Below are 18,692 nucleotides of genomic sequence, written 5' to 3' on the forward strand. Positions count from 1 at the left end.
GGCTTGTTCTCAGCCTTCGGCTCGGGCTTCTTCTCAGCAGGCTTATTTTCAGCCTTTAGCTCGGGCTTCTTCTCGACCGGCTTATTCTCAGCCTTAGGCTCGGGCTTCTTCTCAGCAGGCTTGTTCTCAGCCTTCGGCTCGGGCTTTGCCTCGGTTGGCTTAGCAACTGTATCAGTGGTATGCTGTGCCTTCACAGCCCTTACCTTTACTTTTACAACTTTTCTCTTTCGCTGAGCATTATTGTCGCCGCTTTCTGCACAATAAGGACAAGTTTTATATTTATCAGCATCATACAGATGATTCTCGGGACACCTTGTCATTTTCATTCTGTTATCACTCCATCGGATTTTTCTCTGGATCTATATTATTACAATACAGAATAATTCAACTATAATAAGTGTGTATCAATAGCCGTCTGACGACAGTAATTGCGTACAAAACAATTATAGCATTTCAGCGGCTAAAAATCAATAAACCCGTTCATATTATGGTAAATTTTGTGAAAAATAACGGAATAAGCCCTGAAATCCGTCTTGAAACTTTGGATTTTCCGCTTATTTGAAGATATGTATTTATACAAAATGCACAAACAAAAATCACACTATCAGCTCGGCACGGCTTCCGCCGTCCCTTTCCTTGCGAACTACTATCTGCTTGTCAATACGCTGTTTCAGCGCCTGTACATGAGAAATTATGCCCACGAGCCTGTTGCCCTCGGAAAGAGTATTAAGTGCACGCATTGCCTGTTCTATGGAGTTTTCATCAAGAGAGCCGAAGCCCTCGTCAACAAACATGGTATCAAGCTTTATGCCGCCTGCCGAGCACTGTATCTCATCGGAAAGTCCAAGTGCAAGAGAAAGTGAAGCCTTGAAGGACTCTCCTCCCGAAAGCGTCTTTACGCTTCTTGACGAGCCGTTATAATGGTCGATAACGTCAAGCTCAAGTCCTACCTGAGCGCGTTTGTCCTCGTATTCAGTACGTCTGACAAGCGTGTACTGTCCCTCGGACATCACCTTCAGCCTTTCGTTTGCACGGGCGATTATCCTGTCGAAATAGGCAGTCTGGATATAAGTCTCAAGCATGAATTTGCTCTGGTCGGAAAGCTTTCCGTTGGCAGTATCAGAGAGATTTCTTATCCATTTGTAGCGATCTTCCAGCTCTGAAAGCTCCGACGAGCCGTCCCTTATATTCTCAATGGCAGTCCTGTTCATCGTAAGCTGAGTATGAAGCTTTCTGAGCTTCTCGGTGAGTTTTGATCTTTCCTCAGTAAGCCGTGTTCTTTCGGCTATCTCCGCAGCGCTGTCCATGTCGCCAAGTCCTTCGAGCTGTTCGGTTAGCTGTTTTAGCTTTCCTGCCTCTTCGGAGCATTGCTTCTCTATGCCCTTCATCACCTGTTCAGCGGACTCAATAGCCTTTCGTATCTCATTTATCTTCTTCTGGAGCGATGCTGCATATTTTTCGGCAGCTTCTCCGCTTTCAAAATGAAGTCTATCTTTAAGATCTGCCATGCGCTCCGAAAGCTCACCGAGCCTGCTCTCGGCAGCAGCCTTTGCAGCAGTATATTCGGTTATGCTCTGTGTCTTTTCTGAGATATATTTTTCTCCCTTTGGGATAAGCTCTTCAAGCTCCTTCCTGTGGGCAGCCTTCTTCTTCTCCTCAGCAAGCTCGGCACTGTTCTGTATCTGCTTATTGTTCAGTATCAGCTTTTCCGAGGTTATCAGGCTGCGGATATCTCCGGTTTTTTCTTCTCCTATTATCTCGGCAGCCTTTCTCTCCGCCTCATTGCGCTTCTGCTTTGCTTCACCCTCCGTCCTGTCCTTTTTTCCGCGAAGCTCCGTCAACTTCTTATCAGCAGCCGCAATGGCAGTAAGTATGCCCGCTGCCTGCTTCTCCTTTGAAGCAATATCCAGAGTCAGCTTATCACGCTCGGCAATGAGCTCACCTATCTCTGCAAGCTTCTTTTCCAGTTCATTTCTCTCACTTTCACAGTTTTTCAGCTCATGCTCACAGCGCTGCGCCCACTTGTCACTGCCGCAGTCAAGCAATTCCTTTGTACTGTCCGCAAGAGCTCTTTCAAGCTGCTCTGCCCTGCCCTTTAAGGCAGAAGCCGAAGAGCTGCGCCTTTCAGCCTCTGCACGTGCGTTTTCCACCTTCTTTTTCAGTTCGTCAAGCTCTGCCTCAGAAGGAGCTTTCACCTGTTTTTTCGCAGGTGCAGGGTGCTCGCAGGAGCCGCAGACAGGACAAGGCTCACCGTTTTTCAGTCCTTCCGCAAGGACTCCCGCCTGATCGTCAAGGAACGCCCTGTAGTTGCTCTCATAGTCAGCCGCGATCATCTCGGCGATATCAGCAGCTTCCTTATAGGCAGATGCTGCTTTCTTATAGTCGCTGAGACATTTTTTCCACGCACCGATATCGTCAGAAAGCTTTTTCAGCTGATCCTGACGCTTTATGAGATTTTCTTCCTCACGGAGAAGCCTTTCACGCTCTTCTCCGCATTTTTCAAGCTCGCTCCTGCGCTTCTTTTCTCTTTCAGTATCCTCGCTGAGCTTTTCACCGCTTTTCATAAGCCTGTCATGCTCAGACTGTTCCTCTCTCAGCTCAGCCTCTGCTCTTTTTATATCAGTTTCGATTTTTTCACATTCTTCCACCATCTGAGAAAGCTTATCAAGCTCTTCTGCCTGATTTTCAAGCTTTTCGCGCTCAGAGCTGAGCACAGCCATTTTCTCGCCCGTATCTTCAAGCTCTGCAAGCTCAGCTTTTATCTGCTCCAGCTTTTTTTCAGCAGCTTCCTTTGACTCCACTGCTTTGATAAGAAGCTCTGTATTTTCCGCAATGTCCCTTTCAGTATCCGATGCGATCCTCTTATTTTCAGCTATTTTGCTGTATTCCGGTATTTCCGCATCTACACGTGCAAGCTCCGCTGTCATCTGTTCAAGCTCGGGCTTACGCAGATCATCTTTTTCAAGCTCTTCGGCAAGGAGCTTTCTGCGGTGCTGCAATTCACTGAGCATATTTGAGACCTTTTCATGCTCGGCTGCGGCTTTTTCTCTCTCCTCAGCCTTTGCGATACGCGCATTGACTTCCGCAAGCTTCTCGTCAAGCTCCTCGCTTTCACGGGTACATATCTCAGCTCTTGCCTTATCACGTGCAATGAGCTTTTCCACGACTTCGCAGATATATTCAACGGGCGGAAGCTCCTCTTTCAGCTTTTTCACTTCGTCTGCGTACTCGTCGTCCTCACCGCATACAATTCCGCCTACATACTGATTTATGCTGCCGCGGTAACTGTCGCAGGCATTTTTCAGCGCACTGCTCTCCTGTTTCAAAGCCTCCTGCAAGGTCTGATAGTTCTTTGTCTTGAAGATATGACGCAGTATCTCGCGGCGCTGACCCGTATCCTCGGTTATGAGCTTCATAAAGTCGCCCTGCGCTATCATTGCTATCTGCTTGAACTGTTTTTCGGTAAGTCCTATAACATCTTTAACAGCCGCATCAACGTCCCTTATTCCCGAAACAGCCTTTCCATCGGGATAAGTAAAAACCACGTTTGCAGGCTCCTGAGCAACTCCGCCGCCGCGCTTTGCTCTGCGGGTATACTCGGGATTTCTGTTTACCTTATATATCTTGCCGTTGTATTCAAAATCAAGCTCCACATATGTCGGAGTATCAAGAGAGGCATACTTCGACCTGAGCATACTGTCGTCATCTCTGTTAGTGCCGCTGGCACTGCCATAAAGAGCGTATGTGACAGCATCAAAGATAGTAGTCTTGCCTGCTCCCGTATCGCCTGTAATAAGGTAAAGCCCCTTACTGCCGAGAGCGTCGAGTTCAAGGACCGTCTTTCCCGAATACGGACCAAATCCTGATATTTCAAGTCTTACAGGTCTCATTCTTCGCCCTCCCATATCTTTTCTATAAGCGACTGCATGAGTTCACGCTGCTGCGGACTCATTTCCCTGCCGTTGCTGAATTCGTAAAACTCCTCAAAAAGCTCTATAGGCAGCTTATCCTCAGGCTTTGCAGCAGACATACTGCCATGCTCGCTCCTTGTACGGCTGTTGTCATATTCAAGGCTCATTATATTCGGATAAACAGTCCTGAGCTTGCCTATAGCTTCTGGGATATCTTCCTCGTCCGTAAGGACTATATGTATATAATCGCTTGTATTTCCCTCGGTGCTTGCTTCTTTCGATATGACTTCTTCAAAAGCTCCGCGTATAATGCGCATATCTCTTCTCGGTGAAAGCGGCACTGTCCGCACATTCAGCTTTCCTTTTTCGCGCATTTCCACCACAGTTACAGACTTTTCCTGCTCCGCCTCGGAGAATGAGTATTTCAGCGGAGTACCGCAGTATCGTATCCTCTCGCTTCCCAAATTCTGCGGACTGTGGATATGTCCGAGAGCAACATAGTCAAAGCCGTCAAAAGACGACGACTCAACATTATCAAGTCCTCCTACGGATACCTCCTCAGAGTCGCTTTTCATCGCACCTGTGACGAACTGATGAGCTATTATTATATTTCTTTTTGTAAAATCTACATTCATCGCATCTACAGCCGCATTTACCGCATCGGTATAGCTTTCTATAACAGTATCGGGGAAGTATCTGCGCACAGTCACAGGCTTAATGAACGGGAGCAAATATACTCCGAAGTCTCCGTATTTGTCATGCAAAACTGTAGGCACAATATTCCCGTCAAACACAGGTGACATATGTATGCCGCTTTTTTCCATTATATGCGAACCAAAGGCGATACGCTCCGCCGAATCATGGTTTCCGCTTATAACGAATATATGCCCTGTAAGCTCTGCCGCCTTAGTGAGAAATGCGTCAAAAAGGTGGACAGCCTCTGCCGACGGAACGGATTTATCATAGATATCACCTGCGATAACGACAAAATCAGGCTCTTCCTCGGATATTATGCTGTATATCTCTCTTAATATAAAATCCTGATCCTCTACCATAGAAAACTCGTTCAGACGCTTTCCCAGATGAAGGTCGGACAAATGTATGAATTTCATTTTAAAACCTCCTGTTATAGAGCTTTTATACCGTGCCGAAAACACCTGTTCATTTTAATTATACAAATTTTAAAGTCAGGTGTCAACGAATAAAGTATTAAAAAAATCCCTGTCCGGTGCTGCGGACAGGGATAAACAGAGAAAATATATTTTTATCACGGGCGTTAGTGCCCGTAAAGAAGCTTTCAGATCGGCAAAACCCCAATTACATTCTGCCAGCTCTGTCAGAGATATTCTCCGATCAGCCCCCAATACAAAGCTATTGATGATCTCAGCTGTGCTTTGCCTTTTTACTGTAAAGGAAAAGTGCAGCCGCACCTGAACTGCATAATGCAGTAAATTCCAGAACAGGCGGTCTGTCACCTGTTTTCGGTGAATTCGATGCCGATGTGGTTACAGCAGTTGTTGTTTTAGCTGTCTCTGTAGTCTTTTTTTCGGCATCTGTAGTTCCTGCTGCCGATGAAGTACTTACTCCCGCAGCATATATATTGTTCTTTACCGTAGTTATCCTTGCCGGAACAGCTGTGACCTTTGATGTCGTTCTGACAGTTGTCTTTGATACGGTAGTTGTTGTCACCTTTCTTGTGGCAGTTGTAGTAGTCACAGGCTTTATTGTTGTAGTAGTGGTTATAACAGGTTCAGGCTCTACCCATACCTCAGATGAAACATTGACTGCTGTCTGAGTCCTTACAGCATCATCGCCGTATGCTCTCCCGTTGGCATAGTGAACACATGATATCCTGTAAAAATAACCTCCGCGAACTTTAAGCCTTAGTCCGTTGATATTGTGATATTTCGTATTTGTTCCCGTATAGTCGCCGTAGGTATATTCATCGTACCAGTTCTCGCCGTCGCTGCTGAACTGGACCACTATATTCTTAAAACCTACCTCGTTCATCTTTCCCGACACCTGAGTCTTTGCAGTCAATTCCAGATACCCTTCTTCATATGATGTACATTTCAGGGAACATTTCTCAATAAGTCCTATAGCATTTTCATACTGTTCATATACACTGTTGTCGACCGATGCAGCTTTCGTCTGAACGGGTGCATACATCAGCATAACACTTAAACAGGCAGCTGTGATGTATTTTAGTCTCATACCGCTGCCCTCACTTTTTTATGAATTCCGAGGGATACGGAACAAAGCCCATTGCCGCTTCGACCCATGCGTTTTTATACATTCCGCTGCCGTGAAGCGTATATACAGTATTACCCTTTACGAATACTATCGTAGTACCATAGCCTTCATCAATTACTATACCGCTGATGGAGCCATTTTTGAATGTTTCATATTCGTATTCATCACTTGGTATGAGCACATCAGGCATATAGTAGGCGGATACATAATCCTCGATTATGATATCAAGGGAATTCTCACCGTCAGTAAACGTAAAGTACATATCATCAGAGTCTTTCATCTGCTCAAAGTGATACTCGTCAAGCACAAGAGAACCAAAATAATACGGCAATGTCTCAGGATAACAGGGATATATGCCGTGCTCCTCACACTTCGTAAGGATCTCTCTTGCCATATCTCTTGAATATTCGTTACAGTTTGCTGTTATTCTGTCAACAGTACCTGAACCTCCGGGTGTAGGAACTGTTGCAGAACCGCCTGATGATGACGGCTGATACGCAGTAGTCTGTGTTGCAGCAGGTACAGTAGTCATACCGAATGTGGAAGCTGACATAGCCCATGTCTCAGCAGCAGTTGTTGCAGTTGTTTCAGTCGTTGCCAATGTACCGGTCTGCATATATGTACCTGTGGTCATAAAAGGCGGCTCGGTAGTTATTATAGCAGGGTCAGCTTCAATGTCTCTCAGTTCGTTGAGATCAACACTGAAGCCCGATTTTGCTATCTTCATTACTGTTTCGACGACGTTTGCGCCGAAGGTATTGATGGTGTATATGTTTGCTGCGATGCAGATGACGAAGCAGGCTGCGAGGATAGCTGTCCATTTGCGCAGCTGTATGATCCGTCCGCGTTTTTTCCTTGCATCGACTTCTCCGAGTATTGTTTCCGCAGAAACAGACTTCGGAACTTCTTCGTCATTAATACTGATAACAGCATCGGTGATTTCCTTAATGGCATCAAGATCACGCTCCTCTAACGGCTTTGAAAGCTCCTCATCAAGAAGCCTCTGAAGGTCTTCAAGCATCTGATTATCCGAAAGCTTATCGGAGATCAGTTTATCTTTCAATATTATCACTCCTTATTTATGATAACGTCTGTAGACACTGTTCATTTTACAGCGCGCAGCTTCTTTTTTATCCTATGCACCTTCCTGTACAATGCAGGAAGAGATATCCCCAGTCTTTTAGCCGCCGCTGTTCGTTGTCCGTAGTCGCTGTCGTAATACAGCTCCAGAAGCTGCCTTTCTTCCTGATCGAGAATATCCAGCGGGCTGTCTGATACTTCCGTAAAGCCGCCGCTGTCAGCGATATTCATTGCCTCTGAGCTGTCCTCGATACTTACTGCTACAGGCGGGCTCTTCCGCAGAAATGTCTTTATCACATTATCTGCCGTTCTGTAGAGCCAAAGCCTTATATTATCCGTTTCGTCAAGCCTTTCATGCTTTGAGAAAAAGACCACAAAGACCTCCTGTGTGCAGTCTTCTGCGGAATGATGACTGTATCCGAGCTTTGCGTAGCAGTAGCTGAATATTTCCCGATAGTATTTCTCAATTATCAGCGTGCAATGTTCAGGCTCTATCAACAGTCTCACTTCCTTCCGTCGATAAGCTTCTGTAATATAAATGTCGCCCGAAGGCTCACTTTTTCTCTCAAAGCCCCATCTTTGTACGCCTGCACAAAAAATGCGGCACTAATTTGGATATTATTGCCGCAGTTTCCAAACATATTTTATTTTATCATCTTACTATGAGTTTGTCAATCACGATAAATTTGACATAAGATTAAAGATACTGTATCTTCCCTTTTGGTCTTTTAACAACAGGACCTCGGTACCTATACTTTTTACGAAAGCTCCCGTATCATCAAGTCTCATCTCGTTCAGTATCTCCTGCGTATCCGTTGTTTCAAAGGTATAAAAGACCACCTGATGACTGTCACCCGCTAAATTCATACAGCTTTCTGTTCTCATATTCATTATGATAACGTGCCTTGCAGCGTATTCTTTATCAATATACTTCATAAGGTATATCCATATCAATACACCGATAATACCTATTGATGCGGCAAATATGCCAAATATAAATATCAGCTTAGCAAAATTGATCTGTATATACCTGTTGAAAAAGACTTCAAAAAGTATCATAAAAACAGCAGCAACTGCGAATACTATCAGCACACCTCTGTAATATCTCTTTCTGAAGTATTTTACAGCCTGAATATCTTCATTTGACAGGTCATAAAAATCAAGATCGTCAATATTTGAAACTCTGCCTCCGTGTTCACGCACCAATTCCTGAAACTCTTTAGTCTCATCAGGCGGCGGAGAATATACTCCCGATTCAATAAGACTATCAGCAAGGAAAACATCAGGATTGCCTTTCTTGTTTTTTACTACAAATACCTTTGAACCCGTCCGGATTGTTTTGCTGTGCATAGTCCCAACAAAATCCTTGAGTATGATCCCCGTATCATCAAGCTTTACAACAAAATGATAGTATATATGCGTTGTCTCATTATCGCCCGAACCTGTAGTCTCTTTGACAGTATGACATGATACTATGGTACCATACCGTCCGCCGACAGGAGTATCCAGAATCTTCAATATAGCTATAACAATAAATATTCCTGCCCAAAAAACGCCAAAGGCAAAGCCCGGTAAGCCATTTCTGATATTATCGCTGTTTCCGAATGCAAGAATTGCTGCTAAAATAATGATAGCTGCTCCTATCGTAAGCAATACAGGTACACTTTTGTTTTTCTTCTTACGAACGAAATTATATTCATCTTGAGTAAGCGGATAAAATTCTTCAAAACTGATAGAATGATAGATCGTTTCGTCTGACATGATGCACCTCTTATTATTTATTCGGCTTTATTTGACATATTTCTCTTTCAAACAATATTTTATCATTTTTAACGTTAAAAATCAAGAGTATCATTCATCGAAATTCTCAGGGTGTTTAGGCTTGCGCCTGTAGCGCTTCTTGTCGATATCAGCTACCTTTGTTGCAGGATCGACTCCGTTCCAGCTGCCGCGCTTTGCAGAGTCTATTTTCTTCTTTTCCTTTTTGCTCATTTTATCATAAGATACGAATTTATCCATTATTTCCTCCATTCAAATTGATATCACGAACAGCTGATCTTTACCTCCGTATATAGACTCAAAGTCGCCCATATAGCTGAAACCGTACTTTTCGTACAGTCCCTTTTCGCCGCTCATGATATACACCTTGTCATATCCGATTGTTTTTGCGTATTCAAGGACTGCTTTTATCATTTTCTCCGATATCCGCTTTCCTCGGTGAAGCTCGTCAACGAACACAAAGCCTATGAGGGGAGTGTAAGGATACTTCGGGTCAAGCTCGTCCTTTTCGTTGAGAGTGCAGAAGCCCACAGGCTCATCAGCTTCAAAGACAGCAAATACACGCTCCCAGTCCTTGAAAAAGTCCTTTCGCATAAGCTCAGCAAGATACTTCCCTGCCCCCCAAGAGCATTTCTCGGCAAAAGCCGCTGTTTTCTCCCATTTTTCATGGGTATTTGTCATTGTATATATTTCCATTTTTCTCCTGTTGATAACGCTGCAAATTATTCGGGGCGATTAAGGAATCGCCCCCAGCTTACTCGGCTTATTCTTCTCCTGCCTTGAAGTTGTAAATAGGCTTGATGACTTCGTTTATCTCCACAGTATCGCTGATATTGTCCACTATATCCTCCATAGACTTATAAGCCATAGGGCACTCGTCCAGAGTCTGGGCGTTTACTGATGTGGTGTAGATACCGTCCATCTGCTTCCTGAACTCAGAAACTGTGAAACTCTGCTTTGCCTGTGAACGTGACATAAGTCTGCCTGCGCCGTGAGGTGCCGAACAGTTCCAGTCGGGATTTCCCTTGCCTGTACAGATGAGACTTCCGTCACGCATATTGATAGGTATGAGAAGCTTCTCTCCTGCCGCTGCCGAAACAGCTCCCTTTCTGAGTATCATGGTATCAGTATCAATATAATTGTGTATGGTCGTGAACTGCTCAACAGCGTGAATATGCATACCCTTGATTATCTCGTCCATCATAGCCTTGCGGCTGAGCATAGCGAACTGCTGAACTATCTTCATATCGTGGATATACTGATCGAACAGCTCGCCCTCACAGTATGCAAGATGCTTGGGGATATCTGTAGTTTTCGTATTTTCAAGCTTTTTCAGCTCCGACTGTATCTGCTTCTGCTTTCCCTCAGCTTTTAGCCGGGCAATAAGCTCATTTATCTCCTTATCGGAGCTTTTATTGAGCCGTCTGTAGGCTTCGTTCTGGTAGTACCTTGCAACCTCGACTCCAAGATGACGGGAGCCTGAGTGGATAACGATATAAATGCTTCCGTCCTCGCCCTTATCTGCTTCGATGAAGTGATTTCCACCACCGAGAGTACCGATGCTCTTTTCTGCACGAAGCGGATCAATATGCTTGTAGCAGTAAAGCTCAGTCAAATCTATCTTCTCACAGTAGCGGTGAGGCTTTTCTCTGATTGAAAATCCCGAAGGTATCTTCTCATAGATAAGCTTGTCCAGCTTTTGTAATTCGATATGCTTTTCCTTTAGTCTTACTGTCTCCATTCCGCAGCCGATATCAACTCCCACAAGATTAGGTATCACCTTATCCGTGATAGTCATTGTAGTACCAATGGTACAGCCTGCCCCTGCATGAACATCAGGCATTATCCTGATCTGCGAACCTGCACTCATGGGCTGACTGCAAAATGCTATGATCTGTGATACAGCGTCCTGTTCGATCACTTCCGTAAAGACCTTGGCTGAATTGTATTTTCCGTTTAAAACGATCATAATTTTCCTTTCCGAGCCTGCCCGAGCGCATAAAAAAAGCACTCCCACAGGAGTGCATAATGCTCTTTATACGCAAAAGCTCAGCACATGGCTGAACACTTCGGGCAAACTCCATGCTTTTTTAAAGTAATATTAAGTTCCGGCATCTGATAATTTTTAGTAAATATGGTCATGGTGTTCACCGTCCTTTCATAGAATATGGATTTATTATAATAGTCAAAGTTTTTAAAGTCAAGCCGTATAAAAAACTGTAACCAAACTGTAATAATTAGCCGAAGAGGATAAAAAACACCCTAAAGCGATACCTAAAGTTCTCAAAACTGTTTAAAAGGTTCACATGAACTCATTTTTAAAAATATCTCTTCTGTGCATTATGCATAAAACACATATATCATTTATACGAAGCGTATTTTTTGTCGCCTATTGACATAAAAGAAAAAATAATATATAATTACATCATGCAGTTGAAACAGGTCAGCTGCTGTAAATATTATGTGCTCCGCATAAGCACAGCATCATGATATGGAGGTTTATATGTTCGATGATGTTAACTGGGGAGTTGTTCTTCCCGCTGCAATAGGTATTATCCTACTTCTTATAATTATTTTCACAGGTTACATAAAGGCTCCCCCGGATACCGCTTATATCATCTCAGGTCTGAGAAAAAAGATCATAATCGGTAAGGCGAGCATTCGTATACCTTTCTTTGAGCGTGTCGACAAGCTGAAGCTCCAGCTCATAGCTGTTGACGTAAAGACTTCAAGTGCTGTTCCTACAGCAGACTATATCAACATCAATGTTGATGCAAACGTTAACGTAAAGGTAAGCAGTGATCCGGTTCTTATAAAGCTGGGTGCTGAAAACTTCCTTAACAAGGATACCGCTTACGTTGCTAAGGTTGCAAGAGAAGTTCTCGAAGGTAATATGCGTGAGATCGTTGGTCAGATGTCTCTTGAGGCAATGGTCAATGACCGTAAGGCATTCGCTGAAAAAGTTCAGGAAAACGCTGCTCCTGACCTTAACAGAATGGGTCTTGAGATAGTTTCCTTCAACGTTCAGAACTTTACCGATGACCAGAACCTTATCGAAAATCTTGGTATCGACAACACCACAAAGATCCAGAAGAAAGCTGCTATCGCACGTGCTGAGTCCGAAAAGGAGATCGAGATCGCCAAGGCTCAGGCTAAGAAAGAAGCTAATGACGCTAAGATACTTGCTGAGACTGAGATCGCTCAGAAAAACAACGAACTTGCTATCCGCCAGGCTGAGCTCAAGAAAGAAGCTGATACACAGCTTGCTATCGCTGATGCAGCTTATGAGATACAGCGCGAGGAACAGCGTAAGTCAATTGAGGTTTCAAAGGCTAACGCTAACATCGCTGCTTCCGAAAAGGACGTAGAACTCAAAGCTCGTGAGGCTGAGGTAACTGAAAAGGCTCTCGAAGCTCAGATCAAGAAAAAGGCTGAAGCTGACCGTTACAAGGCACAGCAGGAAGCCGATGCAAAGCTCTATCAGCTCAAGAAAGAAGCTGAGGCAGACCGTTTCCAGCGTGAGCAGGAGGCTGAGGCTCAGAAGGCTGAGGCTGAAGCTCAGAAGTTCGCTAAGATGCAGGAAGCTGAAGGTATCGCTGCCGTAGGTAAGGCAGAAGCTGACGCTATCCGCGCAAAGGGTCTTGCTGAGGCTGAAGGTATCAACGCTAAGGCTGAGGCTATGAAAAAATACGGTGAAGCTGCTATCCTCGAGATGTACTTCAAGGCTCTGCCTGAGGTCGTTAAGAATGCTGCTACACCTCTTTCACAGGTTGACAAGATCACAATGTACGGCGATGGAAACTCAAGCAGACTTGTTGGTGATATCATTGGTTCTACCACAAAGGTTACCGATGGTCTCTCAGCTGCTACAGGCGTTGACCTGAGAGATCTGCTGGCAGGCTTCCTCGGCGGCAAGAAGGCTGACAAAACATCTGATGAAACACAGGAAGAGTCAGATGGAACTGACGAATATATCTACAACTACGAAGAAAACAGAGATTCTGATAATGATGCTTACAACACGGACGATTCTCAGTACTATACTGAATATGATCCGGACGACAATAATACACCTGAAGTGTAATATTCTAAGCACAAAATGTTATCCCCTGATGATATGCGGTCATCAGGGGATATTTTTGTTACCCATTTGTAATCCCTCTGTAATTGGCACTTCCATATTGCGCAAAATTTGATTGGTCACTTTGTATAGTTTTCACAAAGTTACACAAAAAGCATTTACAAAAGTCGTCATATAGATTATAATGATAATAGAATTATTGATTTGACGCTGACTTCAGATAGCAATATTTGGTCACAAGCCTCTGGAATAAAAATTCAGAGGGGGGGTATTAACAATGATAAAACATCTTTCAGGAGATTTTGAAACAGTTGAGTATGACACCAAAAAATACGCCATGCTCTATGACAATGTTCAGAACGAAGAATATCCTGTTCACTGGCATAATGCTGTCGAGTTTATTATGCCTCTGAAAAATGAATATACGGTAAGAGTTAACGGCACAGATTACAAGGTCCCCGAAAACGATGTTCTCATCGTTCCTCCGGGAGAGCTCCACAGTATGCCCGCTATTCCGGGCAGACGTATAATCTTCCAGTGCGATAACAGTATCCTCGGGGAGATATCTGCCCTTGAGCCTGTTATGCGTTCTCTGAATTCACCTGTACTCATAAATATGGAAATGGACAAAGAGCTCCATGTCCTTGCAAAGAAAACAATGCTCGATATCCTTTCTCTTTACACATCAAAGTCAGAGCTGGCTGATGTAAAGATATACGTAAAAGTCATCGAATTGTTCATGGCTCTCCGTGAGTATCAGCTGGAACAGCAGAAGATAGTTATGGACTGCGACGATGATAAGATTGACGAATACAGCGAAAAGTTCGGTACTGTACTCAAGTATATCGACAATAACTATATGTACGATATAACCCTTGAACAGCTTGCCGACGTTGCAGGCTACAGCAAATACCACTTCTCGCGTATTTTCAAGCAGTATAACGCAATGTCATACTTACAGTACATAAACGCAAGACGTACAAAAGCTGCCGAGCTTCTACTCCTTGATCCGGGCATACCTATTACGGAGGTCGCTATGCGTTCAGGCTTCAAGAGTCTGACCACCTTCAACCGTATATTCAAGGAAATAAAGCATTGTACGCCTACAGACTTCAAAAAGCTGTATGCACTAAGATAACAAAACCGCACATCTGAGATGTGCGGTTTTTATTTTATCCTAAGATCTCATAAAGGAAATCTAACTGATCTGCGTCATGCAGCTTGTATATCTTTGTATCAAATCCATGTTTGCCGTACGTATCATAATGTACTGCAATAAACTGTCTGTCATTTGAAAAACTCAGATCCTTAAATGTGTTATCACCCGATATCATTATGAAGTTATTTCCGAATGACTCGCAAAACTCCTTAGAACCGTATCCTCTCCACATATCAGGTACAATATCCTCATTCTTCAGCTCATGTGTCTCAAAATACTTTTTCAGCTTATCGATCTGTTCGTCAGTAAGCTTCTCTTCTTCCCAATTATAATTCACATACTTGTTTAAAGTAATATCATTGTCCTTGTTACTGAGGTCCTCAAAAACAGAAGTCACTGGAGCATCAGCCTCTTCTTCCATTTCAACAGGCACATCTTCAGAGCAGCGGAAACTATCAGGTATACTTGTTCCGAACATATCGCATATCTTTACGCCAAAGTTCATATCCTCACACTTATAGAATCTCCAGTCATCATCAACTATGGTATCTCCGTCATATGTCGCACTGTAAATGCAGGCTGTATTTCGGAAATCAGCTGAAATATATGTTACAGTCGCGCCCTCGGTATACTTGATCGTCAGATTATTCCTGTTTGGCTGTACAGCCCAGCCGTAATAATTAACAGTACCGTCAAATTCATACCATGTCTGAGACTCAAAGAGTTCTGCAAGCTGATCTCGCTGTTCCTGTGAAGGAGTCTGGTAATCAAGGGTATAAGGTGAGATCTCGTAATCCGTAGCGAGCAGATCAGTAAACGGCGACTTTTCACATAATTCAGGAGTTATAGTATTATCGTCTGTATCATCACCGATTATCTCCCTCATACCTTTGTCAAAAGCTTCGTAATCTATGCGGAATATCTTCACATTGCTTACTCCTGCAGCTTCCCCTTCATCAAGATGCTCAGGGATTTCACAGTAGCTTGCATATCCCATATCAAATACAGCTACATTATATACGATATCATCTTTTATCCATTGAACAGCATACATATCAAAGTCTTTTTCTTCAAGAACTTCTTCAGGAATATCATCAGCAGGCACTTCTTCGCCCCAATTGAAGCTATTGAGAAATTCTACGATCTTATCCCTTGTTTCACCTTCATACTTTACTTTTTCAGAATCTTGTCCATGAGAAACAGTAAAATCATATGTACCGAAATCACCGAATGGACAGCTCATGCAAGCAGCTGCTTCCGTAGTTTCTTCTATATCTGCTGTAGGTACCTTTCCGCTTCTGTTGATAAGATATCCTGTTGTACCGATACTGCCCGCAATGACCGCACAGGCTGCAACAGCACTTATGCTTCGTATTAATCGATTTTTCGGCTTGATTCTCTCGGCATTGAATACATGATCTGTATATCCGTCATTATCGGTTTTACTTATAGCTATATTTCTCACTGAGTTTTCACACGCAGCAATAATTCTTTCTTTTGTATCTTTAGGCATTTTGATTTTCTCCAATTCATTTTTCAAATTATTTGTCATGCTACAATATACTCCTTTCGGTATTTTTCCTTCAGCAGCTTTCTTCCGCGTGAAAGACGCATTTTAACTGCCGAAACACTTACACCTGTGATTTCAGATATCTGATCTATCTTATAGCCCTCAACATAAAAGAGTACAAGTATTATTCTGTATTTTTCATCAAGCTCCGACAAAGCTTCGAGAATTCCGCTGTCGTGCTGCTCAATGAAATATCCTTGTAAAAGCTCTTCTCTTTCTGTCTTATGTCTTTGACGATATCTCAGCATATCGCGGCATTTATTTGTGGCTACAGTGATGAGCCATGCTTTTTCGTGCCCCTCGCTGTCAAATGCAGTTGTTCTCTGCACATATTTTATAAAAGTTTCCTGCACAGCATCTTCTGCATCAGCAGAGTTTTTAAGCATAACGAGACATATTCTGTACAGCATATCGCCGTATTTCTCGACCGCCTCGCGAGCGCAGCCGTTTGTAAGCAATATCATCAGCTCCTTTCACTATAAACACGTACCGAAAATCAAAATGGTCACATTGAATTATACCATATATGAAATACAAAAGCAAACTCCGTTTATAGCATATTCAAATAAAAATGAAAAGACAGCCGATGTAAACCGACTGCCTTTCAGGGGATATTAAAATTTGGAGAAATCTTAACTAAGTTGTGCCGACCACCGATTCTGTGATCGGCACATAATTTTTTAATACAATCGCATCAATTAAGCTCTTGTATGAACCTGACCGCCTGCAAGTGTCTTGCCGTGAGCCTTAGCCATCTCAGAGATGCTTACGTTCTGGTAACCATTCTGTGCGAGCCATGGAAGAACCTGTTCCATAGCTGCTGCTGTTGTCTGGTAGTTCTCGTGGCAAAGTACGATAGCACCTTCAAGTGAACCGTTCTGTGCAGCCTGCTTGATTGTATTTACGATATCATTTGTTGAAGCATTGTTCCAGTCCTTTGTATCGATTGCACAGCTGATGAGCGGAATGTCATAGAGTGCTGACTGAACTGTACCGTTGCTCTCAAGATAAGGTAATCTCATAAGGTGTGAAGGCTCAGTGCCAATGATGCCCTTGAGCTTGCTGTTGCACTGCTCCCACTCACTTCTGATCTGGCCTGAACCAAGCTGACCGAGGTGTGGGTGAGTCTGAGTGTGGTTAGCAACTTCCATGCCTTTTTCAAACTCATACTTGATCTGCTCGTTTGTCTTTATCCAGCTGCCTACGTTGAAAAATGTAGCTGTCATGTTGTTCTTAGCAAGAGCATTGATGATTCTGTAACCAGGATCATTTGTGCTTGTTGCTGATGCACCGTCATCGAATGAGATAGCGCAGAGCTTCTTTGACTTATCAACTGTAGGTGTAGTACCTGTCTGTCCTGTCTGTCCAGTCTGACCTGTGCTGCTGCCGCCTGTTACGTCGAGTGTAAGCTTTGATACGTTAGCCTTACCGCTGCTCTCCCAACCTTCTACGTTGAGTGCAACTTCTGTGAGGTTACCGATATCCCAACCAGCGTCTGCCCATGCCTTGAAGTGATCTGATACTGTGATAGTACCTGATGTTCTCTTAGACTTACGAACGCTGAAGTACTGCTTGAAGTTTCTTGACTGGTTGTCAAGGATTGTAGGACCATAGTGATCGAGTGTGAATATCTCATACTCAGCACCGTCGATTGTTACAGTCTTGCTGCCGCCCTGAGCTGTTGGACGCCAGTTTACCCAGTCCTCAATGATGTAGTACTCTACGAGAGGATCTGTCATCCAGCCGTATACGCAGAGTCTTGAGTTACCCTGTGAGCTTGCTGAATAGTCAGCTGCGTAATCCATTACGATCTTACCGCAGTCTGTAGCCTTCTTTGTACGGTCAAAGTCCATACCGCGGCGAGCGAGGAAGTTACCTGAACTTACCTGTGCGCTCCACTCTGTGTTGAATGTACCGCCGCTGCCGAGAGTCATTGAACCGCTTCCGCCTTTATTGTCAAGCCAGATCTCGTAGCTGTAGCCATCGCTTGTACCCTTGTACTGGTTCTTGCCATTACCAACATTGAACTTCTCTCCGCTTATTGTAGGAGCCTTAGTTGTTGTAGTTGTAACAACCTTAGTAGTTGTTGTAGTTGTAGCCTTCTTAGTTGTAGTAGTTACAACAGGTGGATTTGTGATGCTCTCTGCATAGCTCTCAGGAAGTGACTTAACAAGACCTAAGAGGAACTTCTGGATTGTAAGAGCGTCGTTTGTTGTAACACCGCCGCCTGCCTGATTTACGTCAGCGTTTGCAGCCTGTACATCAGTAAGCGCATACTTGTTTGGATTTGCAAGTGACTGCATAATAAGAACTACGTCACCCATATCAACTGTGCCGTCCTTATTAGCGTCGCCCCACTTAGAAACCTTAGCCTCAAGTGCAGCCTTAGGATCTACAGTTGTAGTTGTGGTTGCAGGCTTTGTGGTTGTAGTAGTTGTAGTTGTAGTTGTAGTAGTGGTTGTCTTCTCCATTTCATCAGCATACTTATCCATTATCTTGATGATGTCATTGTAGAATGACTTAGGCTGGTAGTTGCTGAATGGAAGTGGTGAACCACCGTTCTCACGGTATCTCCAGCTTCTCTCATCGGTTGTACCCCAGAGAGTTACGCATGAGATGTTCTTAGCGTGCTTACAGATAACCTCGAAGATCTCAGGATAAAGCTTGCTGTTTGTACCTGTGCTGTTTGTGATATCAAGCTCTGTTACCTGAACATCAAGACCGAGGCTCTCAAACTTCTTGATAGCTGTCTCGTACTCACTTGCTGAAGGATATCTTGAATCAAGGTGTGACTGCATACCGATACCGTCTATGTAGTCGCCGGCAGCCATTACCTTCTTAGCCATGTTGTAGAGGTCA

The 18,692-nt window shown here is 43.7% G+C and carries 14 protein-coding genes and 1 pseudogene; 2 read left to right on the forward strand and 13 right to left on the reverse strand.

Annotated features, from left to right (window positions below; genetic code table 11):
* From L870_RS19790 to L870_RS0115650, 10 genes and pseudogenes are all read right to left on the reverse strand, one after another.
* A pseudogene (locus L870_RS19790) lies at window positions 1–326 on the reverse strand (hypothetical protein); the annotation flags it as partial.
* A 270-nt stretch (window positions 327–596) separates the two neighbouring features.
* Window positions 597–3,890 (reverse strand): AAA family ATPase, encoded by a 3,294-nt coding sequence (locus L870_RS0115610; protein WP_028518934.1) that lies wholly within the window; start codon window positions 3,888–3,890, stop codon window positions 597–599.
* Window positions 3,887–5,023, reverse strand: coding sequence for an exonuclease SbcCD subunit D (locus L870_RS0115615; protein WP_028518935.1), 1,137 nt, complete (start codon window positions 5,021–5,023; stop codon window positions 3,887–3,889). The genes L870_RS0115610 and L870_RS0115615 overlap by 4 nt, the downstream gene beginning before the upstream one ends.
* Window positions 5,024–5,294: 271 nt before the next feature.
* Window positions 5,295–6,125, reverse strand: coding sequence for a hypothetical protein (locus L870_RS0115620; RefSeq protein WP_028518936.1), 831 nt, complete (start codon window positions 6,123–6,125; stop codon window positions 5,295–5,297).
* Between the two features lie 10 nt (window positions 6,126–6,135).
* On the reverse strand, window positions 6,136–7,227 hold the full coding sequence (locus L870_RS0115625) for a DUF4367 domain-containing protein (protein WP_028518937.1): 1,092 nt from the start codon (window positions 7,225–7,227) through the stop codon (window positions 6,136–6,138).
* A gap of 41 nt (window positions 7,228–7,268) precedes the next feature.
* Window positions 7,269–7,742, reverse strand: a complete 474-nt coding sequence (locus L870_RS0115630; protein WP_028518938.1) for an RNA polymerase sigma factor — start codon at window positions 7,740–7,742, stop codon at window positions 7,269–7,271.
* Between the two features lie 177 nt (window positions 7,743–7,919).
* Window positions 7,920–9,005, reverse strand: coding sequence for a hypothetical protein (locus L870_RS0115635; RefSeq protein ID WP_028518939.1), 1,086 nt, complete (start codon window positions 9,003–9,005; stop codon window positions 7,920–7,922).
* A 90-nt stretch (window positions 9,006–9,095) separates the two neighbouring features.
* Window positions 9,096–9,263, reverse strand: coding sequence for a hypothetical protein (locus tag L870_RS19670; RefSeq protein ID WP_167549432.1), 168 nt, complete (start codon window positions 9,261–9,263; stop codon window positions 9,096–9,098).
* 12 nt (window positions 9,264–9,275) lie between these two features.
* Complete coding sequence (locus tag L870_RS0115645) at window positions 9,276–9,719, reverse strand: GNAT family N-acetyltransferase (RefSeq protein WP_028518940.1); 444 nt, start codon at window positions 9,717–9,719, stop codon at window positions 9,276–9,278.
* Window positions 9,720–9,786: 67 nt separating this feature from the next.
* A complete protein-coding gene (locus L870_RS0115650; protein ID WP_028518941.1) occupies window positions 9,787–10,992 on the reverse strand; it encodes an RNA-splicing ligase RtcB in 1,206 nt (401 codons plus the stop codon).
* Window positions 10,993–11,526: 534 nt separating this feature from the next.
* On the opposite strand from L870_RS0115650, the gene L870_RS18085 reads away from it, so the two are divergent.
* Window positions 11,527–13,107 (forward strand): flotillin family protein, encoded by a 1,581-nt coding sequence (locus L870_RS18085; protein ID WP_080676486.1) that lies wholly within the window; start codon window positions 11,527–11,529, stop codon window positions 13,105–13,107.
* Between the two features lie 274 nt (window positions 13,108–13,381).
* Window positions 13,382–14,242: an AraC family transcriptional regulator gene (locus L870_RS0115660; RefSeq protein WP_028518942.1), complete on the forward strand. Its 861-nt coding sequence runs from the start codon at window positions 13,382–13,384 to the stop codon at window positions 14,240–14,242.
* A 34-nt stretch (window positions 14,243–14,276) separates the two neighbouring features.
* Here the strand turns inward: L870_RS0115660 and L870_RS0115665 are convergent, their stop codons facing one another.
* The 3 genes from L870_RS0115665 to L870_RS18800 form a co-directional block, all read right to left on the reverse strand.
* Window positions 14,277–15,776: a hypothetical protein gene (locus L870_RS0115665; protein ID WP_155250222.1), complete on the reverse strand. Its 1,500-nt coding sequence runs from the start codon at window positions 15,774–15,776 to the stop codon at window positions 14,277–14,279.
* A 35-nt stretch (window positions 15,777–15,811) separates the two neighbouring features.
* Window positions 15,812–16,297 carry an RNA polymerase sigma factor gene (locus L870_RS0115670; RefSeq protein ID WP_155250223.1) on the reverse strand — a complete coding sequence of 162 codons (486 nt, stop codon included), beginning with the start codon at window positions 16,295–16,297 and terminating at the stop codon, window positions 15,812–15,814.
* A 234-nt stretch (window positions 16,298–16,531) separates the two neighbouring features.
* On the reverse strand, window positions 16,532–18,692 hold a 2,161-nt coding region (locus tag L870_RS18800; RefSeq protein ID WP_155250224.1), incomplete at its 5' end, for a glycoside hydrolase family 11 protein.

Origin of the sequence: Ruminococcus flavefaciens ATCC 19208 (assembly GCF_000518765.1) — a bacterium.
Classification (GTDB): domain Bacteria; phylum Bacillota; class Clostridia; order Oscillospirales; family Ruminococcaceae; genus Ruminococcus; species Ruminococcus flavefaciens.

Coding starts and splice junctions, on each gene's coding strand:
- L870_RS0115620 (WP_028518936.1), bottom strand. CDS start 6,125: ATGAGACTAAAATACATCACAGCTGCCTGTTTAAGTGTTATGCTGATG.
- L870_RS0115635 (WP_028518939.1), bottom strand. CDS start 9,005: ATGTCAGACGAAACGATCTATCATTCTATCAGTTTTGAAGAATTTTAT.
- L870_RS0115650 (WP_028518941.1), bottom strand. CDS start 10,992: ATGATCGTTTTAAACGGAAAATACAATTCAGCCAAGGTCTTTACGGAA.
- L870_RS0115665 (WP_155250222.1), bottom strand. CDS start 15,776: ATGCCTAAAGATACAAAAGAAAGAATTATTGCTGCGTGTGAAAACTCA.
- L870_RS0115660 (WP_028518942.1), top strand. CDS start 13,382: ATGATAAAACATCTTTCAGGAGATTTTGAAACAGTTGAGTATGACACC.
- L870_RS0115610 (WP_028518934.1), bottom strand. CDS start 3,890: ATGAGACCTGTAAGACTTGAAATATCAGGATTTGGTCCGTATTCGGGA.
- L870_RS19670 (WP_167549432.1), bottom strand. CDS start 9,263: ATGGATAAATTCGTATCTTATGATAAAATGAGCAAAAAGGAAAAGAAG.
- L870_RS0115645 (WP_028518940.1), bottom strand. CDS start 9,719: ATGGAAATATATACAATGACAAATACCCATGAAAAATGGGAGAAAACA.
- L870_RS0115615 (WP_028518935.1), bottom strand. CDS start 5,023: ATGAAATTCATACATTTGTCCGACCTTCATCTGGGAAAGCGTCTGAAC.
- L870_RS0115670 (WP_155250223.1), bottom strand. CDS start 16,297: ATGATATTGCTTACAAACGGCTGCGCTCGCGAGGCGGTCGAGAAATAC.
- L870_RS18085 (WP_080676486.1), top strand. CDS start 11,527: ATGTTCGATGATGTTAACTGGGGAGTTGTTCTTCCCGCTGCAATAGGT.